The organism is Paenibacillus phytorum (assembly GCF_013141715.1).
Taxonomy (GTDB): Bacteria; Bacillota; Bacilli; order Paenibacillales; family NBRC-103111; genus Paenibacillus_E; species Paenibacillus_E phytorum.
Genome location: NZ_WHOA01000205.1, coordinates 25,943 through 39,108, shown reverse-complemented (window position 1 = coordinate 39,108; position 13,166 = coordinate 25,943). Strand labels below are relative to the sequence as shown.

At 45.5% G+C, this 13,166-nt stretch carries 9 protein-coding genes; 7 read left to right on the top strand and 2 right to left on the bottom strand.

Going from position 1 to position 13,166, the window contains the following annotated elements:
* Nucleotides 1-75: 75 nt before the first annotated feature.
* From GC098_RS29400 to GC098_RS29385, 4 genes are all read left to right on the top strand, one after another.
* Entirely contained in the window at nucleotides 76-540 is a 465-nt protein-coding gene (locus tag GC098_RS29400; protein ID WP_171646904.1) for a VOC family protein, read from the top strand.
* A gap of 276 nt (nucleotides 541-816) precedes the next feature.
* Complete coding sequence (locus GC098_RS29395; RefSeq protein WP_171646903.1) at nucleotides 817-1,386, top strand: YdeI/OmpD-associated family protein; 570 nt, start codon at nucleotides 817-819, stop codon at nucleotides 1,384-1,386.
* Between the two features lie 184 nt (nucleotides 1,387-1,570).
* Nucleotides 1,571-1,831, top strand: coding sequence for a Rossmann-fold NAD(P)-binding domain-containing protein (locus GC098_RS29390; RefSeq protein WP_246359041.1), 261 nt, complete (start codon nucleotides 1,571-1,573; stop codon nucleotides 1,829-1,831).
* 223 nt (nucleotides 1,832-2,054) lie between these two features.
* Nucleotides 2,055-3,830, top strand: coding sequence for a Rieske (2Fe-2S) protein (locus GC098_RS29385; protein WP_171646900.1), 1,776 nt, complete (start codon nucleotides 2,055-2,057; stop codon nucleotides 3,828-3,830).
* An 859-nt stretch (nucleotides 3,831-4,689) separates the two neighbouring features.
* Here the strand turns inward: GC098_RS29385 and GC098_RS29380 are convergent.
* Nucleotides 4,690-5,802 (bottom strand): NADH:flavin oxidoreductase, encoded by a 1,113-nt coding sequence (locus GC098_RS29380; RefSeq protein ID WP_171646957.1) that lies wholly within the window; start codon nucleotides 5,800-5,802, stop codon nucleotides 4,690-4,692.
* Nucleotides 5,803-5,907: 105 nt separating this feature from the next.
* Entirely contained in the window at nucleotides 5,908-6,225 is a 318-nt protein-coding gene (locus tag GC098_RS29375; RefSeq protein WP_376773977.1) for an ArsR/SmtB family transcription factor, read from the bottom strand.
* A gap of 857 nt (nucleotides 6,226-7,082) precedes the next feature.
* Between GC098_RS29375 and GC098_RS29370 the strand changes: the two genes are divergently transcribed.
* The 3 genes from GC098_RS29370 to GC098_RS29360 all read left to right on the top strand — a co-directional run bounded on the left by GC098_RS29370 (nucleotide 7,083) and on the right by GC098_RS29360 (nucleotide 13,084).
* Nucleotides 7,083-7,988 (top strand): hypothetical protein, encoded by a 906-nt coding sequence (locus GC098_RS29370; RefSeq protein WP_171646892.1) that lies wholly within the window; start codon nucleotides 7,083-7,085, stop codon nucleotides 7,986-7,988.
* A 600-nt stretch (nucleotides 7,989-8,588) separates the two neighbouring features.
* Nucleotides 8,589-11,222 (top strand): early set domain-containing protein, encoded by a 2,634-nt coding sequence (locus tag GC098_RS29365; RefSeq protein ID WP_312880416.1) that lies wholly within the window; start codon nucleotides 8,589-8,591, stop codon nucleotides 11,220-11,222.
* Nucleotides 11,223-11,383: 161 nt separating this feature from the next.
* On the top strand, nucleotides 11,384-13,084 hold the full coding sequence (locus tag GC098_RS29360) for an extracellular solute-binding protein (RefSeq protein WP_171646888.1): 1,701 nt from the start codon (nucleotides 11,384-11,386) through the stop codon (nucleotides 13,082-13,084).
* Nucleotides 13,085-13,166 lie beyond the last annotated feature (82 nt).

Sequence of the window (13,166 nt, the reverse complement as noted above, 5' to 3'; positions counted from 1 at the left end):
TTTAAGAATGGTGATATACTGCTGTCACCTTTTGTAGATTATACTACATTTATCACAAGAAGGAGGTATTACTTTATGTCAGCTATTGTATATTTAAACTTTGATGGAAATGCAGAACAAGGGATTGAATTTTATTCGGAGGCTTTAAGTTCAACTGAAGTGAAAAAAGTTAAATTTAGCGATATCCCACAAGATCCAAACTATCCACTGCCAGAAAATGAGTTAAATATGATTATGGAGTCTTCCATAGAATTCGCAGGCGGGAAAATCATGATGTCGGATATTTTGCCTTCTATGAAGACGGTAACAGGTGAGTTGGTGAAAGGAAATAATGTCCTGATTAGTCTAGTCATCGATGATAAACAAAAACTGGAAGAATACTTTAATCATTTATCGGTTGGTGGCTATGTTATAATGCCGTTATCCAATACTCCTTGGTCTTCGTGCTTTGGAATGCTGGTTGATAAGTTCGGGATTTCGTGGAAATTCAATAGTGACGCAGATAAGTTTCTTGATAAAGTCATTTCCAACAAACAGTAACTCATTAAAAAAATTGTCTTGCAATTAGAGACCACTGCAAAAGTCCATTTTTTTCAGAACAACAAAAGAGTTTAAAAAAACGAGCCTCTAGAATCGCTTCTAAGGCTCGTTTCGCGTTCAGGGAGACATATTTGATCCCCTAAATTCTTTGGTTCTTCCAAAAACATTACTTTTGCCGCGGTCTCCAATTAAAGACCATTTTTTAATATTTCCTGATGTATAAAAGGTATATTATGGGAGTATGAATCAATTTAGAAAGGAAAATGTATTTTATCTATGGAAATGAAAAATTTTATTCCAGTAAAATCGAGAGAAGATTTAAGAAATTGGCTGCAGAACAATTGCAAGACTGAAAAGTGTTGCTGGGTCTTGGTTAGTATGACGCCCACCCCCGATGTCCTGTTATATTTGGACGCGGTCGAGGAAGCTTTGTGCGTTGGATGGATCGATGGAGTCAAGAAGAAAATTTCTGAAACGGAGCTGGCTCAGAGACTATCTCCTAGAAGTAAAAAAAGTTCATGGACTGAATTAAATAAAGAACGTGTCCGTCGCCTCGAAAAGTTGGGGTTAATGAGAGACGAAGGAAGAAGGGCTCTTCCTGATATGGATCACGATTCTTTTAGAATAGATGAAGATATAGAGCAAAGGCTAAAAGAGGAAAAGCAAGTATACGATAATTTCATGGCATTTCCAGATCTTTATAATAGAGTTCGGATCGACACGATACAAAGCAATAAGAATCAGTCAGAATTGTTTAGGAGCAGATTAGATAAATTCATAACAAATACTAGAGAAAACAAAATGTACGGTCAATGGAATGATAATGGACGTCTACTAGATTATTAAGGTGCTCTGGGGCACGAAATAACCATCTATTTCGACTATCACATTCATCACCGCGGTTTGCTAATGAGCGACTGTCTTCACAGTATAAGGAGTGGGTAAAGTCAGATTACGTGATTGATATTCGATACTGACCGTATTTATGTGCCATGGTATTGAGCTAACGGAAACGATAGTTCAATCAAGCATGAAGGCGGTTGGCCAATATTTTCAGAATATTGATTATCACGAGGAGAAAAATAGAAGGATTCAAGTAATGATGCCTTTTCAGAATAACAAGAAAAATCTAGGTGGTTATTCCTCATACATCATGCACGATATGCCAATTCATCCTGACTTTGAGATAGAAGAGGATTTGATTGAATCTGAGAACTCCATTATCTATCAACAAGCTGAGAATAGGATGCATGTTCAAAAAAGCTTGTTATTACATTTACTTGAAACCTAAGCATAAACTAACGGAAAACGATAGTGGAGCTGCACTTTAAGCGGCTCTTCTTTTGCTTTCATTGGACGGGGTTTTTGTCGTGCTGATTTCCTTACTCTTTGCTGAAGCCATGGCCGGGACACTAAGGTATAATAAAACTATGGAGAAGAACACAGAGGGTTCTGACCGGATACGATTGTTGTAGTTTGGAGTGCAGCTTGAAAAAATAAAGGAGGCTGTATCGGTGAGTGTCAATTTAAACTGGATTTCAGCAGGCAATTTGGAAGCGCTTAAACAAGAGGGTGCAAAGGTTATACGAGGCGGTATCGCTGTTTTTTATCATGAAGACCAAGTATATGCGGTGGACAACCGCTGCCCGCATTTAGGCTTTCCGCTCCATATGGGGAGCTTGTGCGACGGGATTTTGACGTGCCATTGGCATCATGCTCGGTTTGACGTCTGCAGCGGCGGAACGCTTGATCCGTGGGCGGACGATGTTCCGTCATATGAAGTGCGGGTCGACGGCGGCGAAGTGTGGGTAAATGCGGTTTCCAGAAGAGCGGAAGGCGCGGAAAAATATAAGCATAGACTGAAAGAAGGACTCGAGCAAAATATCGGCATCGTCATCTCGAAAGCGGTCGTCGGACTGATCGAAGCGGGAGTGCCGGAGCAGGACATCGCCCGCATTGGCATCGAATTCGGCACGACATATGGAACGGGCTGGAACGCCGGACTTACGATTCTTACCGCGATGGCGCAAAGCGTCGACAAGCTGGACAAGAACGGCAAAATACTCGCCTTGTACCAAGGCCTTGTCCATGTCGCTCGAGGCAGCTCGGGCAGAGGAACCCGCCACTTGCTGTCGGCGCTGCCGTCGGCGGACGTGCCGTTCGAACGGTTGACCGAGTGGTATCGCAGCTGCATAGAGGTGCGGGATACGCAGGGCGCTGAGAAAGTGCTGATCACCGCCATTTTGAAAGGCATTGACACGAAGCGTCTGTCGGAAATGATGCTTGTCGCCGCAACAGATCACTTTTACTTGGACGGCGGCCATGTGTTCGATTTCCACAGCAAAGCTTTTGAGGCGCTGGAGTGGGCGGAGGTGTCGCAAAAGGAGCGGATTTTAACTTCGCTCTTGCCGATGATGGCTCGTCCGACACGGAGCGAGGAGCTGCACCAGTGGCAGACGCCGTTGAACCTCGTAGAACCGATCAAGCAAGCGGTCAACGAGCTGGAGCAGAATGCAGCGCAGGCGAAGCTCGCCGGTGGGTCAACGGATGCGCGGCAGCAAACAGATCTGTCAGCTGATACGGAAGAGCAATTACTGAAGCAGCTGCTGAGCGATACGCCTGAGCAGACGATCGCTTTGCTGCGCGACCTGCTCATCGCGGGAACGGCTCCGGCGCAATTGGCGCAGCTCGTTGCTTTGGCCGCCGCGGAACGGATCGTTCGTTTCCATACGCAGAACGATTTCGGCGATTGGATTGCAGTGCTCCATACGTTCACTTATGCTCACGCCGTGCATGAAAGGCTGCTGCAATCGGATGAGCCGATGCTGCAGCGGGCGATTTTTCACGGAGCCGTTAGCGTATATCTTGACCGTTTCTTAAACGTGCCGACAGCCGCACGTCCGAAGCCGTCCGGTTCCGCCGCGCCGGCCGACCATCAGGAACTGCTCGATTTGCTCGATCTGCGCCAGCAGGTCGGACCGGCCGCGCAATGGGTGATGGACTACATTCATGGCGGTGGTGAGCCGGGAGCGCTGCTTAACACGCTTGGCCATGCGCTGTTGCGGGAGGATGCGGAATTCCATTCTTTTCAAATGTATGAGGCCGCAGTGGCCGAATACGGCCGCTGGCAAGCGGCGACAGGCTCTTTTGCGGAGAAGGCCAAAGAAACGATGCTGCTCGCCTGCACCCGATATTTGGCGGCACACGCGCCAACCGCGCGCGAGCTCCCGCATACGGCTAAAATTGCCTGGAGGCTGCATAAAGGTGAACGGTTGTTTGAAGAAGAATAACAGATAGACACACCAGCTGGAGCGTAGAAGCGTTTCGGCTGGTGCCTTTTTTTATCAATCACATGTTTTTCGAGAGCGGCGATGCTGCCCTGCTTCTTATTGCCCCGTTCATCTTTGATGAGCGGTGTTGACGTTGACCGTGAAAATTCTGCCTTTCAGTAGAATGTTGATGGACAGACCTCTTAGATCTATTTTATTTCTCTATCATTCTATTTAATTATTTCACTTAAATGAAACGGACAATTGTACAAATTCTCCTTGAAGAGTCTTTTGACTACAATGTTCGGACAGGTATCCCACGCAATTCTACTTCTTTGATCATATATTAAAAATATGATATGAAGGAGGATACCTCATGGTTGTTTTAGATAATAATGATGTTGAAGGACAATAAAGTTATGAAATTATGCGTTCACTCTACTGGGTGAACGTTTTTTTAGTAGGGTGGAGGAGGTGATTATGCTTTATGACACGAACCTTGTTATGGGGGTTGTGATGTGATGGTCTCCCGTAATTAAACTAACGCAGAACGATAGTTAAAATATAATTACTAAAAGGGATGCCGCGCGGTATCCCTTCGGTTCTGATGTCGCTTTTTATGTTGAATTTCAAGATGACTTTGCGGGAGGTGAGCTCTTTCAAGGTATTTCTTATCCGGAGAAGATCATGATCCCGAGCTAGAGGCTTGAATCCGCAAGTACTGACGTCATCTGCCTCTTAAATAGATGTAAGCCCAACAAGCGGCTCCGCCTGCATATCACAGATAGTGCCGCTTGTTTAAATTAAAAAAGGTATTTTTGGATTGGATCTGAAAAAGCTTTGGAGTTGAGTCGGCTGCTGCCCGGTACTCAGCGTTGAATCAGCTCAGCGTGGTAAGTGCCTCCCGCGTGAACGGCTGAAGCTCATCGGTGCGGTCATCGCGGATCTTGGCCGCCCAGGCCGGGTCAGTCAGCAGAGCGCGACCGACGGCGACGAGGTCGAACTCTCCGCGTTCCAGACGCTCGATCACTTTGTCGATGCCGGCAGCCTGCCCGCCTTTTCCCTCCTCGAACAGGCTGGTGAAAACGGAGTCCAGGCCGACGGAGCCGACGGTAATAGCCGGCTTCCCGGTCAGCTTGCGCGTCCAGCCCGCCAAGTTTAAGTCTGAGCCCTCGAACTCAGGCTCCCAGAAGCGGCGCGTGGAGGCATGGAAGATATCGACGCCTGCCGCAGACAGCGGTGCGAGGAAGCGCTCCAGCTCCTCTGGATTCGCTGCCAGCTTGGCGCCGTAATTAACGGGTTTCCATTGGGAGAAGCGGAAGATAATCGGGAAGTCGGGGCCGACCGCGGCTCGCACCGCCTCGATAACCTCCACCGCGAATTTGGTGCGGCCAACCAGATCGCCACCATAATCATCCGTGCGCTTGTTGGTGACGTCCCAGAAAAACTGGTCAATGAGGTAGCCGTGCGCGCCGTGGATCTCCACCGCATCAAAGCCGAGACGCTTCGCGTCGGCTGCGCTCTGGGCATAAGCCTGTACGAGACCGCAAATCTCCTCGATCGTCAGCGGCTCTGATACCGGCTCGCCGGTCAGGCTCAGGCCTGACGGCCCGATCGGATCGACATTCGAATCCGGGAATTTCTTCCTCTCGCGGGCAGTGCCGGTATGCCAGATCTGCGGAGCGATTTTGCCGCCGGCTTCATGCACTTCGTGCACGACGCGCGACCATCCTTCCAGAGCTTCCTCACCGTAAAAATGCGGCACGCCGTGGTCAGCAGCCGCAGCCGGATGGTTAATGATTGTTCCTTCAGTGATGATGAGACCGACGGCGTTTTCCGCCCTCCGGCGGTAATATCCGGCCACGTCGGGACCAGGAACGCCTGTCGGCGAAAAACAACGGGTCATTGGGGCCATTACAATACGATTTTCAAGCTTCAGTCGGCCGTTTTCAAAAGGCTTGAACAGAGCCGCTGCTGTTTTGGATATGGTGATCTTATTCTCTCCTCCTGCATAGAAAAGGTTTGTTTATTCATCTATAAATACAAATATATAGATGAATAGATGAAAGTGCAAGCACTTCGGATAAAACTTTTGGGGCTACTTCTTCTTGGTCTGCAGCCCGGCCGCAAAGTCCTCCAAAAAGGCGGCAATCGCCTCTTCATTGCGCCTGTAATAGGTCCATTGGCCATAGCGTCGGGACTCCAACAGTCCGGTTTTCTGCATGGAGGACAGGTACGAGGAGATGACTGACTGCGTCAGACCGGATTTTTCCTGAATGCTTCCCACGCAGACACCCCCAGGGAACTCTTCTTTGATAACGTTCGGTAGATTCTCGTTCATCTTTTCCGGCTCCCGCAGCCAGCAAAGGATGTTGAGACGGGTCTCATTAGACAGAGCCTTCAGCACCGCAAGCATATCTTCATTTTTCAAATACTCGACACCCATTCCTAGTTGGTTTGTTCCAAGTATACCAAAAGTACCGCTCATGAGAAATATGATAACCACATTAGTATTTATTCAGACTGTGCATTACGCTTGGGGAGGCATAGGCGGCCGGGACAGTAAGTCTCTGAAGAGAGCCGTGTGACGACACTACAGCTCAATAACCAAATATGAAAGACAACCGGTTCAAAGCGGTTGCCTCTTCCACGCTAAAGGGCAGGAATGTTGAGTAGGTATTCATGGTATAAAAGGATATTAATGGAATCGGTCGAAGAAGTAAGAATGAACAAATAATCAAAGGGAGGTAAGTATTATTTCTACAAAAAAGCAGTTATATGTTGGGTTAATTTTCTTCCCGATCATAATATTTTTAAATTGTGTAACCATAATTGGCACACCTCATGTATTTGTTAAAATAATTAATTTAATTTCAATTGTAGCAGTATCAGGTGGTTTGGGAGCTTTCATAAGAGAAATCTTTGTTCTGAGAGAAAAGGAAAGGACAAAAAAGTTATAGGCTCATGAAACTAACGCAGAACGATAGTTAAAAAAAGAGAAGTTTCATCAAAGCACATCCAAGCGGTTGTGCTTTTCTTATGTCTATGAGAGTGTGTAGGATGGCTTGGATGCTTAGATAAATTAACATAAAAAAAGTGAGTTACAAGGGGTAGATAATAAGTGGAAAATTAAACAGATACTATCACCATTGATATTTTATAATTTAGTACTGATGCAAACAAACGACATCATATGATGCTGGAGAAAAGTAAATTCGAATCAGAGTCATAGTTGGCCTTTGAGCTATTATTGCTGGTAACGGAGGTCGTGAATTGTATAACTATTTTATAAGTTTAAATCCAACTATGCAGGCTGCAATTGTGTCAGCTATCGTAGCACTAGTTACAACCATTTTAGGAACGCTTTTCAGCATATCTTTGAAATCTTTCTTCGACAACAGATCTCTTTCCTATAAACTAAAGAAAGAGTATAGCTATGAGCAAAAGAAGAAATTACGTGAGTTAATCGGGAGTTATCAGGGAAGGGTTTTAGAAGCAGCAACTGAACTGCATTATCGTTTATTAAATTTATATGAAAATGAAGAAAAGGGGTGGTTGGCTAATGAATCATACTATCATAAATCAACAATGTACCGCTTCCTTCGTGTATTAACAATCGTTCGAATGTTTGAAAATGAAGCTATATACATCGACGCACAGATCGGAAACAGAAAAGACATTGAGTTCTTAATGTTTCTAAAAGCCCTACATTGGATTTGCACGGATGTCAGATTATTTGACGGTGTTCCCTATAATAGTAAATATGATCATTTTTATAGTGATCATTTACGTAGTATGTGTGATAGATTCGTAGATGATGGGAAAGTTATTACGTTGGAAGATTTTGAGGCCAGGTTGAAAGATTTCTCTTCCCTTTCTGAATTTTTCAATGGTATGAATCGACTTGAAGATAGATTGCGTTGGGATCGTATTGTGGTACTTCATTTGATTTTAATAGCATTTATCAACACTATAGGGTATGACTTTCAGAAATGTGGATCGGGGAAGGTATTAGAAGTAATTCAAAATGTGCGTCATTTTGGAATTTTAGAAAATATACCCGAAGTGATCAAAACATTAGTGAAACAGAAAGAAACCAAGAATGTCATCCGTTTAACTGTAAAATTTTTAAAGAAAAATTCTATACCTCTAAACTCTAAAACTCCTCTTTCACTCTAAATTTTAAAATTGCAACACGAACACAGATGAACAACTAAAGAATATTGAAAAAATCAAACCAATGTACATCCCATACCATCGGCCACCCAAGCCCTAAGCTAATGGATAACTTTTTCAAAATCCAATGTATAATGAACTAAAATCGATGAATCAAAAGTGAGCAAGGGCGTAAGCATAAATGTGCTTACGCCCTTGCTTATGTTTCAACTTGCATCTCAAGGGAGATGGAATTCCGCTTACTCTGTGATTTAGATATTATACACACGCAGCGCATCATTTCCTCACGAAAGATCGCCAAAGCTGTCCGTGAAAACATCCTGTTTAAGTGGATTACGGCAGCTTCCGGCGTTTCGGCTTGGCGATAATGAGCCTTGAGATTCTTTTTCAAGTTCTTTGTAAGGAAAGAAGTAAAGAGAATGGTATGGATGTAAAAAGGTTAGGATAGATCGGAATTTTTATTGTCCGTTATAATTGGTGCCAGCAAGGCAAATCCCCTTTAAGTGGGTGTTCAAATGAACAACCTCTTTAAGGGAAAGAAGGGAGTAAATGATTGCCTGGAGCACATTAGGTGAGAACCAACAACCGTATGGAGGGATGAACGTGTTTAAGTCAAGAGAATGGCGAAAGCGTATTGGACGGCGGATTGTTATGGCCCAACTATTACTTATCTTGTTTGTGACAGCAGCATTGACTGATTGGAGCAAGGAGCATGTCGTTTTTGGAAGTGCGCAAGATGAACTTGGCGTTCAGCTTTTTGGCGGCATATCTTCTGTGGGGGAAGCTGAGCAGGTCACACTATTGTCCGCTGATTTTGAGGGTAGTGAGCGAGAAGAAATCTGGCAAAGCGGTGGCGGCAACCAGTATCATTTTTCATTCTCGGACACAGCTGGCCGCCATGACAGTGGGGCTGCCGTAATTGGAGTGACAAAGGGAACACAGATTGGCTGGCCGGTATACTCGCAATCGATTGAGGGATTGCCTGCTGGTAAGCCGATTGTTTTTAATGGCTGGGTGCGCACGGAACAGGTTGAAGGCACAGTAGGCGCCTATATTGCGATTGCATATTATGACAGCAGCGGCTCCCGAATTTCCTTCGACCAGTCACTGGGCATTCGTGGGACCCGTGAATGGACACAGCTTAAAGCAATCGGCGTTATCCCGAAAGGAACGGTAACAGTCAAAGTGAATTATTTGCTGTATGGAACAGGTCAAGCTTATTTTGATGATGCATCTGTCTACGTCTATTCGGATGCGGTTATGAATTCGGCCGCTTATTCGGAAAACGTAAAGCTTGTCGTTACGGAAGAGCAATTGAATACGAATCTACTAGGTATTGGTATGCAGCTGAATCCGTTTACTTATATCTATGATGGGCTGACAGCTGCTGATAAACAATTAATCGAAGATCGGTTAAAGGCTATTAACCCTGCTTGGCTGCGTGTCTTTACCGATACAGCTTGGTGGACATCTAGCGCCGGCTATAACTTTAATACGCCAATGATGAATGCGTTGCTCGAGAATTTACAGTTGTGTAAAGAGGTGGGAGCCAGTATAAATCTGGTGATGCATCGTCCTAAAGATCTCAGAAACAGTGGGCTGATTGCTGAACATATGTCAGAGCTGCTTGTGTGGCTCCAGCAGCAGAATATTGAAATTGCAGCTCTAACTTTGTACAATGAGCCGGATTTGGAGTACCCCGGCACGATGGATCAATATGTGGAGATGTACACCACCATGCACCAGACGCTGGTTAATAAAGGATTTGCAGGGGTGCGGTTGGTTGTAGGAGATGCTGCAGTGTTTGACGGCTTTACGGAACGGGCGGCAAGTGCGCTGCAGAGCGAAACGGGAATGCTATCCTATCACCAATATATACCCTACAAGCGAACGTTGATTGCACCAGTGCTGCGTGCGGCTTTAATGGCTGAACGGTCAATGGGAACCGATTTGTTTTTATGGGAAACCAATGTAAGTGGCGGTACGGGATCGGGGACGTTCAGCCCGGGGACAGATCCGACAGATGGCAAACTGCTCACAGAGCGTTACTCCTCTGCACTAAAGTTATCTTCCTATCTTTTGCAAGCGCTTTCCGTAGGGGTGAAAGGAGCTGCTTACTGGGAGGCCTTTGACATGAAGTATTCTGGAAATACGTCCAATATTATGCGTTATGGACTATGGGGGCATAAAACCGCTGATTTCAAACTTCGTCCAGCCTATTATGCATATCAACTGCTGTCCAATCATATTCAACCTGGCTCCGCATTGCGAAGAATAACTTCAATAGACACACAGATTGCTGATATTGATGCAAACGACAGTCGCAATGATGAAGCAGCATTGCTTTCCTACATGATTGACAACCCGGACGGTTCGCGGGCTTTGTTTATGATCAATCCTTGGGATCAGCCTGTTAAGGTTACTGCTGATCTGAGCGGAGATGGTTATCGGCCACAGATGGTTGAGCGACAATTGTTCGACAATGACACCGTTGTCTCAGCAGTATACAGCGAAGCGCTGACGCTGAGTAAAGAGCAGTTTGCCTTGCAATCAGGTGTTTATTATGACGAACTTCCTCCAGAGAGCATGATGGTCATTACAATAGAGAAAACCCCGGATTCTCCCTCAACTGGAAGCATAGGTATGCCGGGCGTGATCCAGCTTTCTGATGACAATGGTCATGACACTGGCCTGCATGATGGAGATTATAACATAATAATGAATATGTGGTGGGGGAATAACGGAAATGTATACAGGCTGTATGAGAACGGTAAATTAATTGAAACCCGCATTGTAACGGAACAATCACAACAATCACCTGCCGCCCAATCAATTTCCACGGCCATTCACGGTAGAGCGAACGGAGTCTACACCTATTATGCCGAGCTCGCCAATGCTTTTGGAACAACCGCCAGCAGCAATCATGCTGTTGTAGTGAGTGATGCGAAGCCGGGCACCCCTGTATTGTCTCATAACAATTGGTCGGACGATGCAGATTATGCGGTTACAATGAACATGTGGTGGGGCACAAATGGTACAACTTACAAGTTATACGAAAATGGACAATTAATTGATACGCAATTGCTTCAGAAAACGACCCCCAATGCACAGTCTGCAGTCACTTACATGAAAGGTAAAGCGCCGGGAACCTATACTTACCAAGGGGAATTGATCAATGCGGCAGGAGCAAGCTTCAGCACATGGATCACGGTCCAGGTAGCGGGAGGAGATGATTGACTTCTTACGTTTTAAGGCTAACACGTTTTTCGGCGAAACGGATGAATAACGGTAAACAGAGTTCAATCAAAGTAAAAATGTTAGGATAGCTACCATTTACAATTTTTAGCTATACTTTAAATTGAGAAACAAACTTATCAATGAAACCAGGGGGAAAAACGATGGAAAAGAGACGGAATTGGCGACTAGTGGTTTCAACCTTATTGTTGGCCAGTTGTCTGGCTGCGACTGCTTGCTCTAGTAGTACCAATGGGACGGGGAATGTCGGGGCGACCAATGTTGCATCTGAAACAAACAAGGCCTCAGCAGGCAAGAAGGAGAGTACTGGCGATAAGATAGATCCGTTAGGCAAATATGACCCGCCAATTAATGTAAGTGTGGCAACCTTGATTGATCAGGCAACAAAATTTCGGGACGGTGAATCGATTGAGAACAATAATTGGATGACTGCTTACCGTGAACAGCTTGGGATTAAAGTGAATTATAATTGGACGGTAACAGGTACCATCGAACAGTACAACCAGAAGCTTAATATTACGATTGCATCTAACGAGTTGCCAGATTTCGTCACCGTGAATGCCATGCAAATGAAACAGATGGCTGAATCAGGACAATTGGCTGAGTTGAATGAGGTTTACGAAAAGTATGCGTCTCCTTTGTCCAAAAGCATCTTTGAATATGATGCGACTGCACTTAATTCAGCGAAAATCGACGGTAAGTTGATGGGACTGCCGTTCGTCAGTGCATTGCCGGACAATGCGCCAATGCTATTTATTCGTACAGATTGGTTGAAAGCGCTTGGCTTACCAGAACCGAAAACGATGGACGATTTATTCGCAATTATGGATGCCTTTACGAACCGGGATCCTGATGGCAACCAGCGAAAGGATACGTATGGCCTTGCGCTGACAAAAGGATTATACGAGATGCCGGGCCTCAAGGGTTTTTTTAATGCTTATCATGCGTATCCAACGCTGTGGGTGAAGGATGACGCTGGCAAGACGGTGTATGGCGAGGTAATGCCACAGATGAAAGCTGCGCTTGCCAAGCTGCAAGCGCTATACAAGTCAGGGCAAATTGACCCTGAATTCGGGGTGAAGGATGCAGGAAAGCTGTATGAAGAAATTGCAATGGGGAAATTCGGTGTATTTTTTGGCTTAGACTGGGCCCCGATTGTCATCAAGGCAGGCAAGATATCAAACCCTAAGATGGAATGGAAGGCGTTCCCGCTTCCTTCAATTGACGGTAAAGTGGCCAAAGCAAGCACGCCGTTTAATGTGTCGCAGTATGTTGTTGCCAGGAAAGGGGCGAAGAACCCTGAAGCTGTAATGAAAATGATGAACCTTAGTGTAGAAAAGCTCTTCGGAGAGTCAGCAGAGCCGGAAGTATACAGTACTGGGAAGGATGGTATTGCTATTCACAAGTACAGATTGTTCCAACTCGAACATCCGCTGAAAAATTTAAATCAGAGTCTTCATATTCAAGCTGCTCTGGCCGGTTCTAATCCGTCTGCCCTTAATGCGGCTGAGAAGCTAACTTATCAGAGAATACTGGACTATCAAGCGGGTGATCTAAGCCAGTGGAGCACCGAGCGGGTATTCGGCATTGGTGGAGCGTTCTCTATTTTGGATGAATACACCAAGAATAATCGACTGCTGCTAAGCGAATATGTCGGCACCAGCACGCCAACGATGGTGGACAAGAAGGCAACCTTGGATAAAATGGAGCAGGAAGTGTTTACGAAAATCATTATGGGAACGTCGACGATGGATGAGTTCGACAAATATGTAGATAACTGGCATCGCCTTGGTGGCAGCAAAATTACGGAAGAAGTAAACAAGGCTTTGTCAAAATCTCGTTAGTCGTGGGGTAAACGAGTAAACAGGTTAGCTTGATAGCTTGTGTGCGCTGCCACCGCTGCATCCAGTAGTGGCGGCGAAACAC

Excerpts from the sequence above, each read along its gene's own strand:
- GC098_RS29400 (WP_171646904.1), top strand. The coding sequence starts at position 76 with ATGTCAGCTATTGTATATTTAAACTTTGATGGAAATGCAGAACAAGGG.
- GC098_RS29390 (WP_246359041.1), top strand. The coding sequence starts at position 1,571 with ATGAAGGCGGTTGGCCAATATTTTCAGAATATTGATTATCACGAGGAG.
- GC098_RS29360 (WP_171646888.1), top strand. The coding sequence starts at position 11,384 with ATGGAAAAGAGACGGAATTGGCGACTAGTGGTTTCAACCTTATTGTTG.
- GC098_RS29375 (WP_376773977.1), bottom strand. The coding sequence starts at position 6,225 with ATGCTTGCGGTGCTGAAGGCTCTGTCTAATGAGACCCGTCTCAACATC.
- GC098_RS29395 (WP_171646903.1), top strand. The coding sequence starts at position 817 with ATGGAAATGAAAAATTTTATTCCAGTAAAATCGAGAGAAGATTTAAGA.